The sequence below is a fragment of the Marinobacter excellens LAMA 842 genome (assembly GCF_001574445.1).
GTDB classification, from domain to species: domain Bacteria; phylum Pseudomonadota; class Gammaproteobacteria; order Pseudomonadales; family Oleiphilaceae; genus Marinobacter; species Marinobacter shengliensis.
In genome coordinates this window covers 388,412-405,717 of sequence record NZ_LOCO01000001.1, presented here as the reverse complement: position 1 = coordinate 405,717, position 17,306 = coordinate 388,412, and the positions used below count along the sequence as shown (strand labels likewise).

General features: G+C 59.3%; 15 protein-coding genes. 9 read left to right on the top strand and 6 right to left on the bottom strand.

Annotation, left to right across the window (positions count from 1 at the left end; all coding sequences use genetic code 11):
• The first annotated feature begins 13 nt into the window (after positions 1-13).
• The 3 genes from J122_RS01810 (at position 14) to J122_RS01800 (ending at position 5,271) form a co-directional block, all read left to right on the top strand.
• Positions 14-1,105, top strand: coding sequence for a DUF3524 domain-containing protein (locus tag J122_RS01810; RefSeq protein WP_061330876.1), 1,092 nt, complete (start codon positions 14-16; stop codon positions 1,103-1,105).
• Between the two features lie 82 nt (positions 1,106-1,187).
• Positions 1,188-4,589 carry a pyruvate:ferredoxin (flavodoxin) oxidoreductase gene (gene nifJ, locus J122_RS01805; RefSeq protein WP_082780483.1) on the top strand — a complete coding sequence of 1,134 codons (3,402 nt, stop codon included), beginning with the start codon at positions 1,188-1,190 and terminating at the stop codon, positions 4,587-4,589.
• Positions 4,573-5,271 (top strand): hypothetical protein, encoded by a 699-nt coding sequence (locus J122_RS01800; protein ID WP_082780486.1) that lies wholly within the window; start codon positions 4,573-4,575, stop codon positions 5,269-5,271. The genes nifJ and J122_RS01800 overlap by 17 nt, the downstream gene beginning before the upstream one ends.
• Positions 5,272-5,318: 47 nt before the next feature.
• Here J122_RS01800 and J122_RS01795 read toward each other — a convergent pair whose 3' ends face one another.
• Positions 5,319-5,723 carry an acyl-CoA thioesterase gene (locus J122_RS01795; protein WP_061330874.1) on the bottom strand — a complete coding sequence of 135 codons (405 nt, stop codon included), beginning with the start codon at positions 5,721-5,723 and terminating at the stop codon, positions 5,319-5,321.
• A gap of 191 nt (positions 5,724-5,914) precedes the next feature.
• On the opposite strand from J122_RS01795, the gene J122_RS01790 reads away from it, so the two are divergent.
• The 5 genes from J122_RS01790 to phoU all read left to right on the top strand — a co-directional run bounded on the left by J122_RS01790 (position 5,915) and on the right by phoU (position 11,419).
• Complete coding sequence (locus J122_RS01790; RefSeq protein ID WP_061330873.1) at positions 5,915-6,964, top strand: substrate-binding domain-containing protein; 1,050 nt, start codon at positions 5,915-5,917, stop codon at positions 6,962-6,964.
• Between the two features lie 144 nt (positions 6,965-7,108).
• Positions 7,109-8,497 (top strand): phosphate ABC transporter permease subunit PstC, encoded by a 1,389-nt coding sequence (pstC, locus tag J122_RS01785; RefSeq protein ID WP_061330872.1) that lies wholly within the window; start codon positions 7,109-7,111, stop codon positions 8,495-8,497.
• Positions 8,490-9,767 (top strand): phosphate ABC transporter permease PstA, encoded by a 1,278-nt coding sequence (gene pstA, locus J122_RS01780; RefSeq protein ID WP_061330871.1) that lies wholly within the window; start codon positions 8,490-8,492, stop codon positions 9,765-9,767. The genes pstC and pstA overlap by 8 nt, the downstream gene beginning before the upstream one ends.
• Before the next feature lie 11 nt (positions 9,768-9,778).
• Positions 9,779-10,666 (top strand): phosphate ABC transporter ATP-binding protein PstB, encoded by an 888-nt coding sequence (pstB, locus tag J122_RS01775; protein WP_061330870.1) that lies wholly within the window; start codon positions 9,779-9,781, stop codon positions 10,664-10,666.
• 30 nt (positions 10,667-10,696) lie between these two features.
• Entirely contained in the window at positions 10,697-11,419 is a 723-nt protein-coding gene (phoU, locus tag J122_RS01770) for a phosphate signaling complex protein PhoU (protein WP_061330869.1), read from the top strand.
• A gap of 376 nt (positions 11,420-11,795) precedes the next feature.
• Here phoU and J122_RS01765 read toward each other — a convergent pair whose 3' ends face one another.
• The 5 genes from J122_RS01765 to mnmH all read right to left on the bottom strand — a co-directional run bounded on the left by J122_RS01765 (position 11,796) and on the right by mnmH (position 16,373).
• The gene (locus J122_RS01765) at positions 11,796-12,161 is read right to left on the bottom strand and encodes a histidine triad nucleotide-binding protein (RefSeq protein ID WP_061330868.1); all 366 of its coding nucleotides are present in this window, start codon (positions 12,159-12,161) and stop codon (positions 11,796-11,798) included.
• A gap of 41 nt (positions 12,162-12,202) precedes the next feature.
• The gene (locus tag J122_RS01760; protein ID WP_061330867.1) at positions 12,203-13,498 is read right to left on the bottom strand and encodes an FAD-dependent monooxygenase; all 1,296 of its coding nucleotides are present in this window, start codon (positions 13,496-13,498) and stop codon (positions 12,203-12,205) included.
• A 77-nt stretch (positions 13,499-13,575) separates the two neighbouring features.
• Positions 13,576-14,133, bottom strand: coding sequence for an aminoacyl-tRNA deacylase (locus J122_RS01755; RefSeq protein WP_061330866.1), 558 nt, complete (start codon positions 14,131-14,133; stop codon positions 13,576-13,578).
• A gap of 160 nt (positions 14,134-14,293) precedes the next feature.
• Positions 14,294-15,127 (bottom strand): mechanosensitive ion channel family protein, encoded by an 834-nt coding sequence (locus J122_RS01750; RefSeq protein ID WP_061330865.1) that lies wholly within the window; start codon positions 15,125-15,127, stop codon positions 14,294-14,296.
• Positions 15,128-15,263: 136 nt separating this feature from the next.
• The gene (gene mnmH, locus J122_RS01745; RefSeq protein WP_061330949.1) at positions 15,264-16,373 is read right to left on the bottom strand and encodes a tRNA 2-selenouridine(34) synthase MnmH; all 1,110 of its coding nucleotides are present in this window, start codon (positions 16,371-16,373) and stop codon (positions 15,264-15,266) included.
• A gap of 106 nt (positions 16,374-16,479) precedes the next feature.
• On the opposite strand from mnmH, the gene J122_RS01740 reads away from it, so the two are divergent.
• Complete coding sequence (locus J122_RS01740; protein ID WP_061330864.1) at positions 16,480-17,139, top strand: 50S ribosomal protein L11 methyltransferase; 660 nt, start codon at positions 16,480-16,482, stop codon at positions 17,137-17,139.
• Positions 17,140-17,306 lie beyond the last annotated feature (167 nt).

Below are 17,306 nucleotides of genomic sequence, written 5' to 3'. Positions count from 1 at the left end.
GTTACGGATCGCCATGACCCCGCGAATTCTTCTGTTGTCCGCCTACGACGCCGCCAGCCACCAGCGCTGGCGGAACCAGCTGGTGGCGATGTGTCCCGACTATCACTGGCAGACCCTGACGCTTCCTCCCCGGTTCTTCCAGTGGCGCATTCGCGGTAACCCGGTAAGCTGGCTGGCCGAGCCATGCCTGTCACAACCCTGGGACCTGATAGTCGCCACGTCCATGGTGGATCTGGCCACCCTGCGGGGTCTGCATCCCCAGCTGGCAACCACTCCGTGCCTGCTCTACATGCATGAAAACCAGTTTGCCTTTCCGGTGAGCGAACAGCAGCAGGGTCGGCTGGAGCCGCAGATGGTGAATCTATACAGCGCGCTGGCTGCGGACGCGGTAGCGTTCAACAGCGCCTGGAACCGTGACAGCTTCTTGAGGGGCGTTGACGCCTTACTGAACAAAATGCCCGATGCGGTGCCGCCGGGGGTGGTGCAGGCTTTAACAGAGAAATCCCGGGTGCTGCCGGTGCCGATTGAAAACCGTTTGTTTGTCGACCAGGGGCGCGCCTTGAACTGGCGGTGCCCACACCTGCTCTGGAACCATCGCTGGGAATACGATAAAGGGCCGGATCGCTTGCTGGCGTTTTTGCAGGCGCTGGAGGGCCGGTCCATGCCCTTTCATTTGAGTGTGGTGGGGGAGGGCTTCCGCCGTTACCCGGAGGCATTCGACCAGATCCACCAGCAATTTGCCGGTCACATCAAACACTGGGGCTATGTGGAAAGTCGTGATGGGTACGACCGGTTGCTGCGCGAGGCAGACATTGTTTTGTCCACAGCCTTGCACGACTTCCAGGGTCTGGCGGTGCTGGAGGCCATGGCGTCGGGCTGTGTGGCCCTGGTGCCGGACCGGTTGGCGTACCGGGAGTATGTGCCCGAGCCTTGCCGTTACCGGAGTGACGAATCGAGCCCGGAAGCGGAAGCCAGGGCTGCGGCTGACTGCCTGGAACAGATCATGGTGGATAAACCCGCTTCTACTTCCCCTGATGCCTGGCGGGCGTCTCGGTTGGCGGGGCGTTACCGGGCCCTGCTGGATGACCTGATTGCTGGCCGTTAGGTTGGTCTGGCGCCAACTTGCGGGCCTCACAGGCCCTGCCTAGACTGGATATTATCCCGCCGTTTCAACAAGGATGGTATCCATGGCGTTCCGCACCCTCGACGGCAACGAAGCCGTTGCCTCAGTGGCCTATCGGTTGAGTGAAACCATCGCCATCTATCCGATTACTCCGGCCTCGGTCATGGGGGAGCATGCCGACGACTGGGCGGCCCTGGGCAAACCAAACGTTTGGGGCCAGGTACCGGGAGTGGTGGAGATGCAGTCCGAAGCTGGCGCGGCCGGCGCCATGCACGGTGCCTTACAGGCTGGTTCGCTTGTGACTACTTTTACGGCATCCCAGGGGCTGCTGCTGATGCTGCCCAACCTGTACAAGATTGCTGGCGAGCTGACGCCGTTTTGCATGCACGTGGCCGCCCGCAGCCTGGCCACCCACGCCTTGTCGATCTTCTGTGACCACTCCGATGTCATGAGTGCGCGGGGTACCGGCTTCGCCCTGCTGGCCTCCGGCTCAGTACAGGAAGCCCAGGACATGGCCGCGATTGGTCACGCAGTCACGCTGGAAAGCCGGGTGCCGGTGCTGCACTTTTTCGACGGCTTTCGTACCTCCCATGAAATCGCCAAGATTGTTCCGCTCAGCGACGATGAACTGAAAGCATTGATGCCTTATCAGGGCATCGAAGCTCATCGTAACCGCCGGATGACGCCAGACCACCCGGTGCTGCGGGGCACCTCCCAGAATCCCGACGCTTTTTTCCAGTCCCGGGAAGCGGCCAACCCGTTTTATCAAGCCTTCCCGGACCATCTGGAAGCGGTGATGTCCCGCTTTGCCGACATTACCGGCCGGCGGTACAAGCTGTTCGATTACGTGGGGCATCCGCAAGCCGAGCGGGTGGTGATCCTGATGGGTTCCGGGGCAGAGTGCGCCCATGAAACCGTGGAATGGCTGATGGCCAAAGGCGAAAAAGTGGGTGTGCTCAAAGTGCGCCTGTTTCGGCCATTTGCCACCGATCGCTTCCTGAAGGCGCTGCCGGATACCGTGCAACATCTGGCCGTGCTGGACCGCACCAAGGAACCCGGCGCCCAGGGTGAACCCTTGCTGCTGGAAATCAGCGGAGCGCTGATCGAGGCGTTCAGCCGGGGTGAGCGTCCGAATCTGCCCCGGGTGATCGGCGGGCGTTATGGCTTGTCGTCCCGGGAGTTTACCCCGGCCATGGTCTGTGCGGTGTTTGAGCAAATGCAGGAGCCGGCGCCGAAAACCCGCTTTACCGTCGGGGTGCGGGATGATGTTACCCACTTGTCCCTCGACGTGGACAGCGAGCTGGATATCGAATCGCCGGACACCTGGCGGGCGTTGTTCTTTGGTCTTGGTGCCGATGGCACGGTCAGCAGCAACAAGGCCAGCATCAAGATTCTGGGGGAGGGCACCGATTTGTGTGCCCAGGGGCACTTTGTTTACGATTCCAAGAAATCCGGTGCTACCACCGTCTCCCATCTGCGCTTCGGGCCGCATCCCATTCGTTCCAGTTACCAGATTCGTCAGGCCCAGTTTGTCGCCGTGCACGCGCCGCAGTTTCTGGAGAAGTTTGACGTGCTCGAACACGCTGCGCCCGGGGCGACGGTGCTCTTGAATGTGCCATGGCCAGCGGAGCGGGCCTGGGACCAATTGTCGGTGGAAGCCCAGCGGGTGCTGGTAGAGCGCAGTGCCAGATTGTTTGTGATCGATGCCGCCAGCGTCGCCGAACAGGCTGGGCTGGACCGGCGAATCAACACGGTGATGCAGGTGTGCTTCTTTGCCCTGGCCGATATCCTGCCCCGTGAAGAGGCCATTGCCCATATCAAGGAATCCATTCGCCAGACCTGGGGCAGGCGCGGGCCGGAGGTGGTGCGGCGCAATGTGGAGGCGGTGGATTCCGCCCTGGATAATCTCCACGAAGTGCCGGTGCCCGGTTCAGTAACCGCCACCCGTAGCCGGCCCCCGAGAGTGCCGGAGCATGCCCCGGACTTTGTACAGAAAGTTACCCGGCTGCTGATGGATGGCCAGGGCGATAAACTGCCGGTCAGCGCCTTCCCGTTGGATGGCACCTGGCCCACCGGTACCAGCCAGTACGAGAAGCGCGCCATTGCCCAGGAGATTCCGATCTGGGAATCAGACCTGTGCGTGCAGTGTAATTTCTGCACCATGATCTGCCCCCACACCGCCATTATCAGCAAGGTATTCGAGCCGGACAGCGCTAAAAATGCTCCGGAAAGCTTCTTTGCGGTGCCGGAAACCCATACCCCCGAACTGGAAGGGCTGGACTACCGGGTTCAGGTAGCCCCGGAGGACTGCACTGGCTGTGGCTTGTGTGTGGAAGTGTGCCCAGCAAAAGATCGCACCCAGCCCAAGCGCAAGGCCATCAACATGCGCCCCGTTGAGGAACATTTGGAGGATGAGGCCACTAATCTGGCGTTCCTGCGTAGCTTGCCCGATGTTCCCCGTGACCGAATCCCCCGGGATTTCAAATCTCTGCCGTTACTGATCCCCCTGTTCGAATATTCGGGGGCCTGTGCCGGCTGCGGTGAAACTCCCTACATCCGGTTGCTCACCCAGTTGCTGGGTGACCGGCTGATGATCGCCAACGCCACCGGCTGCTCCTCCATCTATGGCGGCAACCTGCCCACCACGCCCTACACGGTCAATGCCGATGGCCGGGGGCCTGCCTGGAACAACTCGTTGTTCGAGGATGCCGCAGAGCTGGGCCTGGGTATGCGTATGGGCCTGGGCAAACTGGCTGGCCGGGCCCGGCAATTGCTGGAAGATATCAAAGCGCAGCTCCCGGTTGAACTCTACCAGGCCTTGACCAGCCCCTGTGTCACTCTCGACGAGAGCGCCGTGGCGGCCCGGCGCGAAGCCATAGGCCAACTGCGTGACTGGCTCGAAGGCCAACAAGGCTCCGAAGCGCAGGAACTGGATAACCTGGCGGATGAACTTTGTCCCAAGAGCGTCTGGGTGATTGGTGGCGACGGCTGGGCCTACGATATCGGCTACGGCGGGCTGGACCATGCCCTGGCTTCGGGCCAGAACATCAAACTGCTGGTGCTCGATACGGAAGTCTATTCCAACACCGGTGGCCAGCAATCCAAGGCCACGCCCATGGGGGCTGTGGCCAAGTTTGCAGCGGCGGGCAAGGAAACCCGCAAGAAAGATCTGGGGCTGCTGGCCATGAGTTATGGTCATGTATATGTGGCCCAGGTGGCCTTGCAGTCCCACAGCAACCAGGCCACCAAGGCATTGCAGGAGGCCGAGAGTTTTGACGGCCCCGCGCTGGTTATCGCCCACAGCCCCTGCATTGCCCACGGCTACGACCTGGTGCACTCCCCTGCGCAGCAAAAGCGAGCGGTGGACAGCTGGGCCTGGCCGTTGTACCGGTTTGATCCTCGCCGAATAGAGCAAGGCCTGCGTGCAGGCCGGCGCCGGTGCAGTGGTGATGCATTCGCTGTTTGAGGAGCAGCTGGTGGCCGAGCAGATGGCCGCGCACCGGTTTATCGATTCCCGTATCAACATGGATGCTGAGGCTCGCTCGTTTTTTCCGGAATCCGAGATCTTCGAGATGGGCTCCGGCAGTTACCTGCAACGATTGCAGCAGCTGAAAGTGGAGCTGGGCGTGCCGGTGATTGCCTCCCTCAACGGCGTTTCCCCCGGTGGCTGGACCCAGCATGCCACGGAACTTGAGCAGGCCGGCGCTGAAGCGGCAGGGGCCAGGGGCCTGGTGCTGTTCAACCGGTTCTATCAGCCGGATATTGATCTGGAGCAGCTGGCATTGAGCCGGGAGGTGGTGTTGTCTACCAGTGCCGAGCTGCCTTTGCGCCTGCACGCCATGGCCAGGCTGTATAACCGCACCGGCATGGACATGGCAGCGTCTGGGGGCGTTCACACGGGCGACGATGCCGCCAAAGCGATCCTCTCTGGTGCCACGGTGGTACAGCTGGTTTCGACGGTTCTGCAACACGGCCCTGCCGCCTTCGAGCGGCTGGGGGGTGAACTCACCACGCGCCTCGCCAGCATAGGCTATCAATCCCTGCAGGAGGCCCGTGGCGCCTTGTCACTGGATAATGTGCCGGATGCCGGCACCTGGGAGCGATTGAACTATGCCCGGCTGCTGCACGGATGGCAGTCGTCCCGATAGGGAGCCAGGGCCGGGATGCATACCGGCCCTGAGCCATCAGCGGAACATCAGTGGCTCTGGTCCGGTACTTCCCGGATGCGGCCATGCTCATCTATGGCTACGTACACGAACAGGCCTTCAGTCACCTTGCGCGGGTTCTTCGAGGTGCGGTCGAGGGTCCACACCTCTACATTGATTTTCATGGAACTGCGGCCGATATCCACCAGCTCGCAGTAACAGCCCACCTGGGAGCCCACCCGCAAGGGTGAGAGAAATTCCATCCGGTCCATGGCCACGGTGGCATTGCGGCCCTGTGAAATACGCCCGGCCATGGTGGCGGCGGCGATGTCCATCTGCTTGACCAGCCAGCCGGCGAACACATCGCCGTTGGGGTTGGTGTCTGAGGGCAGGGGTACCACCTGCAGGGTGAGTTCCCCGCGGGGTTTGGGTTTGTCGTCATCGTATGCAGTCATGGGAGTCGCCTGTAGATACTTATGAGTTGTTTTCCCTGCATGGTAACGGGCTGGCGGCGTGCTGCAAGAAAATTTGAACAATGACGTCTATATTTCAAATGCTGTAACAAAGTTGTCACAGACACTCCTTAGGATGCACTCATCGGTAAAGCAGATCCATACACAACGTCCACCGATATTGGAGACTCAACGTGATGAAACTGAAAGCAGCTCTTGCCTCTGTTGCCCTGGCTGGCAGCATTGCGGCGGTATCTACCCCGGCCATGGCCCGTGATACCGTAAACATCGTGGGTTCTTCCACGGTTTACCCGTTCGCCACTGTGGTTGCCGAGCGTTTTGGTCGTAACACCGACTTCCCGACCCCGAAACTGGAATCTACCGGTTCCGGCGGTGGTCTGAAGCTGTTCTGCGCCGGTGTTGGCACCCAGCACCCGGACATCACCAATGCTTCACGTCGCATGAAGACCAGTGAGTTCCAGGACTGCCAGAACAACGGTGTGAAGGACATTACCGAAGTTCGTATCGGTTCAGACGGCATTGTGCTTGCTAACTCTTCACAGGCTGAGAAGATGGATATCTCCCTGCGCCAGCTGTTCCTGGCCCTGGCGAAAGACGTTCCCAACCCGCAGGGTGGCGAGAATCTGGTACCGAACCCCTATAAGAAGTGGAGCGATATCGATTCCAGCCTGCCGGATATGGCCATCAGCGTAATGGGTCCGCCTCCGACTTCCGGTACCCGTGACGCCTTCGTCGAAATCGCTATGGAAGGTGGCTGCAAGACTTACGATTGGATCAAGTCCAAGAGCAAGGGCGATATGCGCGCCATCTGCCACAACATCCGTGAAGACGGTGCCTTCATTGAAGCTGGCGAAAACGACAACCTGATCGTTCAGCGTCTGGCCCGCGACACCGGCACCTTCGGTATCTTCGGCTACAGCTTCCTGGACGAAAACCGTGGTCAGATCCAGGCCAGCACCATCGGTGGCGTTGAGCCGACTCAGGAAACCATCGGTGACGACAGCTACCCGGTTGCCCGTTCCATGTTCTTCTACGTGAAGAAAGCCCACGTGGGTGTGGTTCCTGGCATCCAGGAATACGTCAACGAATTCACCAGCGAAGGCGCCTGGGGTGACAACGGCTACCTGGTAGACGTAGGCCTGATCCCGAACCCGCGCAACGTTCGTATGCAGGCGGCCAAGGATGCCAAGGCTCTGAAGTCCATGACTGGAAACGAGCTGTAAGATTCTGCAGCGAAAGGTCAGGGATGATCGAAAATGAGAGGAACGCAGCCGGCAGGCTGCGTTCCTTTGTTGTATTCAGTAAAGATCCTTCGGGTTTGCTGGCACAATAGGTCAGCGTGAAACCCTTTCAGGAAAGAGACAGTTATGCAATCGGCCAATTTGTTGCCTATCGTTCTGGTGCTCGCAGTGGTGGCGTACAGCCTCGCCTATATGCGATCGCGCGCCGTGGCGGAGCCTCTCGGTGGTATACGCAATCTCAAATCACTGCCGTTTTACTATGCTGCACGGGCGGCATTGTGGTGCGGAATTCCCGCGTTGATTACGCTCGCTTTGTGGGCGGGCTTTGAAGGCAAGGTTATCCAAAATATTGTGATCGGGTCCCTGCCTCCGGAGGCCATGCCCCAGTCGGCCGGGCAGGCCAGCCTGGTAGTTTCCCAGATTGGCAATGTCGCGGCGGGCAAGCTCAACCCGGAGTTCGTGCCGGAGCATATTGCAGGTGCTGCGTCGTTACTGGAGACGTTGCGTGACCAGAGTAAGAATTTCAAAACGATACTGGTGCTGTTGATTGCGGTGCTGGGTGCGGTTGTTGCCTGGTTCCGGGTAGCGCCTCATATTAACGCCCGTGAGAGTGTCGAAACCACTCTGCGGAGAATCTTCTTTGTGTGCGCCGCCGTCGCAGTAATGACTACGGTGGGCATCATTTTTTCGGTGATCTTCGAGACCATCCGGTTCTTTGGCAAGGTGCCTTTCTGGGAGTTCTTCCTGGGTGCAAACTGGAGCCCGCAGACCGCGCTGCGCGCTGACCAGATTGGCGCAGACGGCTCCTTTGGCATGATTCCGCTGTTTACCGGTACGCTGCTGATTTCTGCGATTGCATTGATCGTGGCCGTGCCGGTTGGTTTGCTCTCGGCGGTCTTCCTTTCCGAGTACGCGGGCAAGAAAGCCCGCTCCGTGATCAAGCCGCTGATGGAAATGCTGGCGGGTATTCCGACGGTGGTTTACGGGTTCTTCGCCGCCTTGACCGTGGCACCGTTTATCCGGGACCTGGCCGAGACCGTTGGCCTCAATGCTTCGTCCCAGAGCGCCCTGGCGGCTGGCCTGGTGATGGGTGTGATGATTATCCCGTTCGTGTCCTCGTTGTCTGACGATGTGATCAACGCGGTGCCCCAGACTCTGCGTGACGGCTCTCTGGCTCTCGGTGCCACCCAATCTGAAACCATGAAGCAGGTGATCTTTCCGGCAGCGCTGCCCGGCATTATGGGCGGTATTCTGCTGGCCGCTTCCCGCGCCATTGGTGAAACCATGATTGTGGTGATGGCCGCAGGCCTGGCAGCCAACCTCACGGCCAACCCGCTGGATTCTGTCACCACCGTCACCGTACAGATCGTCACCCTGCTGACCGGCGACCAGGAATTCGACAGCGCCAAGACCCTGGCAGCCTTTGCCCTGGGCATGATGCTGTTCGTGGTGACACTGATTCTGAACGTGATTGCTCTCAAGATTGTGCGTAAATATAGGGAACAGTATGACTGATCAACGCTCCCAGGCGGAGATTGTCCGCCAGTCCCTGAAACGCCGGTATCGCAAGGAACGGCGGTTCCGCGCCTACGGTATGTTGGCCATTGCCATCGCCCTGTCGGCCCTGGTGATCCTGTTTGCCGATATCATTGGCAAGGGCTACACCGGGTTTATCAAAACCACCATTACGCTGGATGTGCATCTGGATGGTGAGGCCATGTATCTGGACGATCCTACCGATGCAGACCAGCGCTCCATGGCCGATTTCAATGCACCGATCATCACCGCCCTCGGTGATCTGATTCCGGGTGTTGAGGATCGTGCTGCCCAGCGCGAGCTCAGCCGGCTGGTGGGAAGTTATGGCGCCAATCAGATCCGCGACCTGCTCCGTAGCCAGCCGGAACTGTTGGGCACCACTCAGACCCTGACCTTCCTGGCCCACGATCGTGTATCGGTGTATGTAAAGCATGCCGACAACGATAATTACAGCGTTCGACTGTCTGAGCGCCAGATTGAATGGGTGGACTATCTGGTGGAGCGTGGCGTTATCCAGACGGCGTTCAACGACGTATTCTTCCAGTCTGGCGATTCCCGGGAGCCGTCTAACGCCGGTATTCTGGGCGCTATCATCGGTTCATTACTGACCATGGTGGTGACCCTGCTGATTGCCTTCCCTGTCGGGGTGGCCGCAGCGGTCTATCTGGAAGAGTTCGCGCCCCAGAACAAGCTGACCGATTTCATCGAGGTGAACATCAACAACCTGGCGGCGGTGCCGTCGATCATCTTCGGTCTGCTGGGTCTGGCGGTGTTCATCGGGTTGTTTGGCATGCCCCGTTCGGTGCCGGTGGTGGGTGGTCTGGTACTGGCGCTGATGACGTTGCCTACCATCATCATCTCCAGCCGTGCCGCCATCAAGAGTGTGCCGCCCTCCATTCGCGAGGCAGCTGAGGGCATCGGGGCTTCCAAGATGCAGGTGGTGCTTCACCATGTGGTACCCCTGGCGATGCCGGGCATGATGACCGGTTCCATCATCGGTATGGCGCAGGCGCTGGGTGAGACTGCCCCGTTGCTGCTGATCGGGATGGTCGCATTTATTGTGGAGATTCCGGACGGCTTCTTCAGCTCCGCCACGGTACTGCCGGTACAGATCTATCTGTGGGCAAGCAGCGCGGAACAGGGTTTTATCGAATTGGCGTCAGCGGGCATTATGATCCTGCTGACCTTCATGATCAGTATGAATGCACTAGCCATTTGGCTGCGCAAACGTCTTGAGCGCCGGTGGTAAGGAGAGTACTAATGAATACCATGAATCCGACAATCACGAGTGAGGCGGACATGCCGGCAGACACTGTTATCCCGGTAAAAGACGAGCGGCCAGCGGAAACCGTCATTGAAGAAGGCACGACCGTTGGGGTTCCTCTGTCTGATGATCCCAAGTTCAAGCTGCGTAATGTCGAAGTGTTCTATGGTCAGGATCGGGCCATAAAGAACGTCAGCCTGGACATTGGCCGCAACGAAGTCATTGCCTTTATCGGGCCTTCCGGCTGCGGCAAATCGACCTTTCTGCGGTGCCTGAACCGGATGAACGACAGCATTGATATCTGCCGGGTCAAAGGTCAGTTGATGATCGACGAGCATGATATCTACGACCCGAAGCGGGACGTCGTTGAGCTGAGAGCCCGGGTGGGCATGGTGTTCCAGAAGCCGAACCCGTTCCCCAAGTCGATCTACGACAACGTGGCCTACGGCCCACGAATTCATGGCCTTGCCAACCGTAAATCCGATCTTGATGAGATTGTTGAAAACAGCCTGCGCAAAGCCGGTCTTTGGGATGAGGTGAAAGATCGCCTGGATGCTACGGCCACCGGTATGTCCGGCGGCCAGCAGCAGCGCCTGTGCATCGCCCGTGCCATTGCTGTTAGTCCGGAAGTGATCCTGATGGACGAGCCATGCTCGGCCCTGGACCCGATCGCCACCGCGAAAGTGGAAGAACTGATTGCCGAGATGTCGGAGAGTTACACCATCGTGATCGTGACCCACTCCATGCAGCAAGCGGCACGAGTCTCCAACCGCACCGCGTATTTCCACCTGGGGCATCTGGTGGAGGTGAACGAGACTGACAAGGTATTCACCTCGCCGGAGCACGAGCTGACGGAATCCTACATTACTGGCCGCTTTGGTTAAGGGCACCGGGGAACACTGGAGATATCAGATATGCCGAATAAAAAGGACGATGTATACGGGGATCACATTTCCCACAAGTTCAACAACGAACTGACCGAGCTGAAAACCCAGTTTCTTAACATGGGTGGTCTGGTGGAAAGCCAGGTTGAGCGTGCGGTTCAGGCGCTGGTAGACGGCGACGGCCACCAGGCCGAAGACGTGCGTGCCGGTGACAAGAGGGTCGACAAAATGGAAGTGGACCTGGACGAGGAGGCAACGTTGATCATCGCCCGTCGCCAGCCCACGGCTCGGGATTTGCGGTTGGTGATTGCGGTGATCAAAATGGTGGCGGACCTGGAGCGGGTTGGCGATGAGGCCAAGAAGATCGCCAAGATGGCGATTAAACTGTCCGAAGAAGGCCAGGCGCCCCGTGGCTATGTCGAGATCCGCCACATTGCCACCCATGTGTTGAGCATGCTGCACGATGCGCTGGATGCGTTTGCCCGATTGGACTCGGAGCAGGCGTTGCGGGTGATGAAGGAAGACAAGCGGGTGGATGAGGAGTATCAGGCTGCTGCCCGTACGCTGTTGACCTTTATGATGGAAGATACCCGCAATATTTCACGGTGTATGTCGGTGATGTGGGTGCTTCGTGCGTTGGAGCGGGTGGGTGATCACGCCTGTAACATTGCCGAGAACGTCATTTTCATGGTCAAAGGCGAGGATGTTCGCCATACGCCCGTGGAAGAGGCTGAGAAGGTGGTTGGCCGGTAAATCTGCACAATCCCGTTCCCATGCGGGGGCGGGCTTTGGTGGAGGGCTGGCATGCGGGTTGGCTTTACGGGACACGCTCAAGCCGTCCGTGGGCGCTTAGCTTTCGCCATCCCTGGCGAAAGATAGTCCCGTAAAGCCAACCCGCACACCAGCCAGCCGGACCAAGGCATTGGTTTCCCCAAACCCAGACTCAATGCTCTGGAAGGCTTGGCACCAGGCCGGATGCAGCCGGGCCGGTAGTGCTGTTCGGGAGTATCTTTGGCCATGGATGGCCAAAGCTAAGCGCGCATGGATGCCTTGAGCGTCTCCCGAACAGCACTACCGGCTCGGCTGCCTGCTCCAAAGTATCGCTCCGGAGAGCACAGGTAAAAAAAACCTAGGCCTGCTTCATTTTGTCAGTATAAGGCGGCCAGCCAAGTGGTTTGCCGGCAAGAACGTGCAGGTGGATATGGAACACTGTCTGCCCCGAATTTTCGCCGCAGTTCATGACAACCCGATAGCCATCGTCGGCAAATCCCTTCTCTTTGGCAATCTTCGCTGCCACCACATACAGATGCCCCACCAGTTCCCGATCATCCTCGGTAATGTCGTTGATCGTGGCGATGGCCTTCTTCGGAATAACCAGGAAATGCACCGGCGCCTGAGGGTTGATGTCGCTGAACGCCAGGGCAAGGTCATCCTCGTAGAGAATGTCGGCGGGGATTTCCCGGTTGATGATCTTGGTGAAAATCGTCTCTGACATGGTGGCTCCTTTTCGATTGTCTTTGGGATTGTTGTTCGGTGTTAAAGCTGATTCAGACCCGGAATCCGGGAAGTGATCTGCCTGACCACGGCCGGCAGCTCTTCATCCAGGCCCATGGCGTAGCGGGCTACACCGTTGCGGGCGAAGGGCAAAGCGCGGGCAGCGCCAAGCCCCAGGTTGCGGGCCAGGTGTACCGGCGGGATGGCGTTGCTGAACAGATGGTAGAACAGGTCCATGGCCAGCATCATGCGGCGGTTAGCGGGCCGGCGTTGCTGTTCGTATAGCGCCAGCCAGTGCTGGCTGGCCAGGTCATCGCTGCTGCGTCGGGCTTCTTTCAGCAGGCCCTGCAGGCATTGGGCGTCCTGAAAGCCCAGGTTCACCCCCTGGCCGGCCAGGGGGTTGATGGTGTGGGCGGAGTCGCCGGCCAGCACCACGCGGTTCTGGACATAGTGCTTGGCGTGCTGGCGGGCGATGGGGAAACTGGCTTTGGCATCGATGTGGTTCAGCGGCGGCAGGCGCGCCGGGAAGGCCTTGCGGATTTCCGTCATCAGGGTGCTGTTGTCCATGGCTTTGAGTTCGGCCAGCCTTGCCGGGCTGTCGTACCACACCAGTGATCCCCAGGTTTCGCCGGGGTGTTGCTTACCTGCACTGTGTAACGGCAGGAAGGCTCTGGGGCCGCTGGGGTAAAAGCCCTGCCAGGTAATGTCCTCGGGCTGGCCCAGGTAGCGGACCGAAATCACCATGGCTTGTTGTTCGTACTGGTCGCGGGTCACGCCAATGCCGGCCAGTTCCCGCACTCTGGACATGGCGCCGTCCGCCCCGACAATCAGTTGGGCGCTCAGTTCTGTACCATCGTCCAGGGTTATCGTTGCACGCTCGGCATTCTGTGTCAGTGCCTTGAGCCCCTGGCCGGTAATCAGCGTGACGTCGGGTTCGTCCTGTAAGGTTTGCCACAGGGCGTTCTGGGTGATGCTGTTTTCGACGATATGGCCCAGATGGCCTGCGCCGAGATCGGTTGCGTTGAATTCCACTTCGGTCAACGAGCCGGGCAGCAGGCGGCTGAGCGGGTGCGGGGTCTCGTCCCACACGGCCAGGCGGCGATAGGGCGTGGCGCGCATGGTCTGAATGCGGGGCCAGGCGCCCAGGCTTTGCAGATAGCGCTCGCTGCCGGCACTGAGCGCTGATACCCGGATATCGGGGCTGGCATCCGCGTCAAAGTCCGAGGGCTCGGCCTTGTCAATCAGGCCGACCTTGATGCCCTGCTGGCCAAGGCCATTGGCAAGGGCGGCGCCGACCATGCCGGCGCCAACGATGATGATGTCAAATGCTTGGTTCATATCCGGTTCCTGTCTGATGGCATCAGTTTACGCGATGCCACGGGCCAGACAAGCGACCGGGATCAATCCGCCGGGTTTCAGTACCCCGCGAGTCTGGAGACGGTCTTTTCCTCAGTGGCTTCCGGCCGTTGACGGCCTTTCGTCAGCCAAGCCGGTTTCTGGGCGCCTGGCCGGGTGAAGCCCTGGTTGATCACCATGGGGTGGACCAGTTGCAGGAAGTCTGCGGTTTTCATGTGAATGGATTCGGTGTGGGTGCCGGCGGCGAAGGCCAGTTCCGGCTGCTCCGTCAGCACTTCGGCGCAATAGACCGTCATGCCGAACAGGTTGCCGAACGGTGGCATGGCGCCCACCTCGCACTCGGGAAACCGGTCCTGGAATTCCTGTTCGTCGGCAAGATCCACGAAATCGGTGTCCAGCACCCGGGAAAGTCGATCCCAGCGCACCCGCCAGGTAGCAGGCATCACCAGCATGGCCATTTTGCCATCGAGTTCGATGATGACGGTTTTTACAACCCGGTCGCCGGCGATCTTGACGTGGTGGGCCAGCTGCTGGGCCGTGAAGGCAGGGGGATGGGAGAGGCACATGTATTCCACACCTGCCTCTTCCAGGAACTCTGTTAACTGCTTCACCGGCATAGTCACAACCTCCTGACAGCATGGTCGGTGTTGTGGAGCCATCCGCCGTCCCGGGCCTGGCCCCGATGGCAAGAGGGGCGGGCGCCCCTTCTTACCGTCAGCTTAGCCCAGGTTGAGCTGTTTGCGAGTATCCATCTGTGTTTGTGTGTAACGGTTCCGCTCAATCGGCTTTGTACATGTGAACATCGCGCTGTGGGAACGGGATGGATACGCCCTCGGCATCAAACGCCTTCTTGACCTTTTCCTGCATATCCCAGTAGAACGGCCACAGGTCTGCAGATTTTGTCCAGGCCCTTACTGTCAGATCAACGGAGCTGTCTCCCAGGCCGCCAACCACAATCAGAGGTTCCGGGTCTTTCAGGGCGCGCTCGTCCTCCTCGATCAGGCGCTTGCAGATAGCTTTGGCCTTATCGATATCGTCGTTGTACCCGATGCCGAAAGTCATGTCGCAACGACGGGTTTCGTAGGCACTCATATTGACGAGACTGGCGTTCGAGAGGCTGCCATTGGGGATGACAATACGGCGATTATCGAATGTGTTTACCACGGTATACAGGATCTGGATTTCCACCACGCTACCCAGGAACCCCTGAGCCTCGATGACATCGCCAACTTTGAATGGTTTGAAAATCAGAATCAGTACGCCACCAGCAAAGTTGGCCAGGCTGCCTTGCAGGGCCAGGCCAACGGCCAGACCGGCGGCACCGATAACCGCGATGAATGAGGTGGTTGCAATGCCAATCATGGACGCGACCGAGATCAACAGCATGACCTTCAGAAGCGCGCTGATGAGGCCGCACAGGAATTTGTTCAGAGTGGGGTCTTTCTGCCCCAGTTTCTTGTCAAGTACGTCGACAAAGCGGTTGATCAGCCACAAACCCACAATCAGGGTTACGATGGCCAGCAAGACCTTCGGGGCATAAGCCATGGTCAGGGCAACTGCCTGGTCCATCCATTGGCTGGCCTGCCCGTCGGCACTGAAGAGGTCTTCCATAGGGGAGCTCCTTGTTCGTTAGTGTTTTTTGAGGTGTAACTGCCTGGACAATCGATTGCCGCAAGGGAATCTGACTCTACGCAGTATAGAGCACAAATGGATTAAACCTGCATTGCGCGGAGATGTTGTAATCGCTTTATTTCAGGAGCTTGTGGTGGTTTCTGGCGTAGTCGCGAATGGTTTCCGGATTGCCGCGTACAAGAATCCGCCCCTGTTTCTGGCTGAGCTGGTAGTCGTACATCGGGTCGTAGTAGTCGTTGAGCAGGGTTTCGATCCAGGCATGGTGGCGGTCCAGGGTGCCGGTCGCCTGTTGCTGGTCGAGGGCCTGGGTCATCAGGTCTCGGAGCTGCTGGTAGCGTTCACCTCCCAGGCGCCTGCGTATCCGGTCCAGGGCGCTGAGCAGGTAATCCCGGAAGTTGAGCCAACCGGCCTCTTCACCGTCTCTTGAAATGTAGTCCTGCAGCATGGCCTCTACGTAGTCGGCGCGAATGATCGCAACCCGCTCTTCCATGGGTTGTTCCAGAATCATCAACGGCGATTCCGCCATTCGTGCCCGCAGGGACTCAGGCAGGGCGCAGCGGCCGATCAGTCGGCTTTCATCTTCCAGGTAGATCAAACCGCCGGTCAGGTGATGCGCCTTCAGCATGGCAACCGCCACACGGTTCTCGAAGTCTATCTGGGAAGGTTGCGGCGTAACCTGTCGGCCAAAACTGGAGCCTCTGTGGTTAGCCAGTCCTTCAAGGTCGACCGGATTGGGCAGGTCAAGCAGGACGCGGGTTTTGCCGGTGCCGGTGCGGCCGCTGAGAATCCGGTAATCACCGTTGGCAATCAGTTGGTCCAGGCTGTCGATCAGGAAACGCCGAAGCGCCTTGTAGCCACCCTTCACCAGGGGGTAGTCAATGCCTGAGTCTTTGATCCATTGCTGGGTAAGCCGTGAGCGTAGCCCGCCACGAAAGCAGAAAAGGTATCCCTCGGGGTGTCTGGCGATGAAGCGGTTCCAGGCTTCTATACGCTGCGCCTTGATGTCGCCTGAGACCAGTTGATGGCCCAGTTTGATGGCTTCGTCCTGACCTTTCTCCTTGTAGCAGATACCCACCCGGTGCCGTTCTTCATCGTTCATCAGCGGTGCATTTTCAGCACAGGGAAAACTGCCTTTGGCAAACTCCACCGGTGCCCGCACATCCATTAACGGGATGTCGTTCAGGAACAGGTTGAGGTAGTCATCGGTGTCGGGTCTGCTGGCCATTTCCATGAATCGCTGTTACTCAGAGTGAGGCGGCAGTATACCGGACTGTTGATATCCCGGCCAAAGGGTACAATGCCGCCTCGGAAACGGCCTGAAAGGACCAGTGATGAATCCGGAAACACTCAATCTGCACCTGCGCAAAACCCTTAGTCGCGGCCGGGTGGCCCAATCGGCGCCGGCCGGCTGCCCGGAGATACCGCTCTACCTGTTTGACCCGTCTGTGCTTGAGGGGCCACTAAGTCATGACGAGGCCCAGGCCGTGGTGGCGGAGCCGGCCTATTGGTCGTTTTGCTGGGCCAGTGGCCAGGTGTTGGCCCAGTGGATTCTGGACCACCCGACGCTGGTGGCAGGCAAAACCGTGCTGGATTTTGGCTCCGGCTCCGGCGTGGTAGCGGTGGCTGCTGCACGGGCGGGTGCGGCCAGAGCCATTGCCTGCGATATTGATCCGGCAGCGCTGGATGCTGCAGCTGCCAACGCTGAGTTGAACGGCGTGCAGGTGGAGCTGTGTGCGGACTGGGCGCAGCGGCCCGGGCACTTGGACCTGATCACCGCGGCTGATGTGCTTTACGACCCGGAAAACCGGCCGCTGCTGGAGGCCTTTCGCGCTTCCGCTGAACAGGTGTTGCTGGCAGACTCCAGAATCAGGAATCTGGCCAATCCGGCCTATGACAAGCAGGCAGTGATTGAGGCTAGAACCTGGCCGGATCTGAATGAATTCGAGGAGTTCAACAAGGTGCGCATTTATCTTGCGCGGGGCAGGCTGTAGCAGCAAGCAGTGGGGCGTGACAGAAAAAATAAAGGGCAACCCTCGGGCTGCCCTTCGCAGGTACTGAACCGCCATCCTGAGCAGTTCAGATTCGGAACAGGTTGGCGCCTCCGTGCGCGGTGGGCAACTGCCTTGTTGCCAGTCCTTGCGTCCGTTCCCTGGTGCCG

Coding starts and splice junctions, on each gene's coding strand:
- mnmH (WP_061330949.1), bottom strand. CDS start 16,373: ATGGCCAGCAGACCCGACACCGATGACTACCTCAACCTGTTCCTGAAC.
- J122_RS01760 (WP_061330867.1), bottom strand. CDS start 13,498: ATGAACCAAGCATTTGACATCATCATCGTTGGCGCCGGCATGGTCGGC.
- J122_RS01740 (WP_061330864.1), top strand. CDS start 16,480: ATGAATCCGGAAACACTCAATCTGCACCTGCGCAAAACCCTTAGTCGC.
- pstC (WP_061330872.1), top strand. CDS start 7,109: ATGCAATCGGCCAATTTGTTGCCTATCGTTCTGGTGCTCGCAGTGGTG.
- pstB (WP_061330870.1), top strand. CDS start 9,779: ATGAATACCATGAATCCGACAATCACGAGTGAGGCGGACATGCCGGCA.
- J122_RS01800 (WP_082780486.1), top strand. CDS start 4,573: ATGCATTCGCTGTTTGAGGAGCAGCTGGTGGCCGAGCAGATGGCCGCG.
- nifJ (WP_082780483.1), top strand. CDS start 1,188: ATGGCGTTCCGCACCCTCGACGGCAACGAAGCCGTTGCCTCAGTGGCC.
- J122_RS01750 (WP_061330865.1), bottom strand. CDS start 15,127: ATGGAAGACCTCTTCAGTGCCGACGGGCAGGCCAGCCAATGGATGGAC.
- J122_RS01795 (WP_061330874.1), bottom strand. CDS start 5,723: ATGACTGCATACGATGACGACAAACCCAAACCCCGCGGGGAACTCACC.
- pstA (WP_061330871.1), top strand. CDS start 8,490: ATGACTGATCAACGCTCCCAGGCGGAGATTGTCCGCCAGTCCCTGAAA.
- phoU (WP_061330869.1), top strand. CDS start 10,697: ATGCCGAATAAAAAGGACGATGTATACGGGGATCACATTTCCCACAAG.
- J122_RS01765 (WP_061330868.1), bottom strand. CDS start 12,161: ATGTCAGAGACGATTTTCACCAAGATCATCAACCGGGAAATCCCCGCC.
- J122_RS01755 (WP_061330866.1), bottom strand. CDS start 14,133: ATGCCGGTGAAGCAGTTAACAGAGTTCCTGGAAGAGGCAGGTGTGGAA.
- J122_RS01810 (WP_061330876.1), top strand. CDS start 14: ATGACCCCGCGAATTCTTCTGTTGTCCGCCTACGACGCCGCCAGCCAC.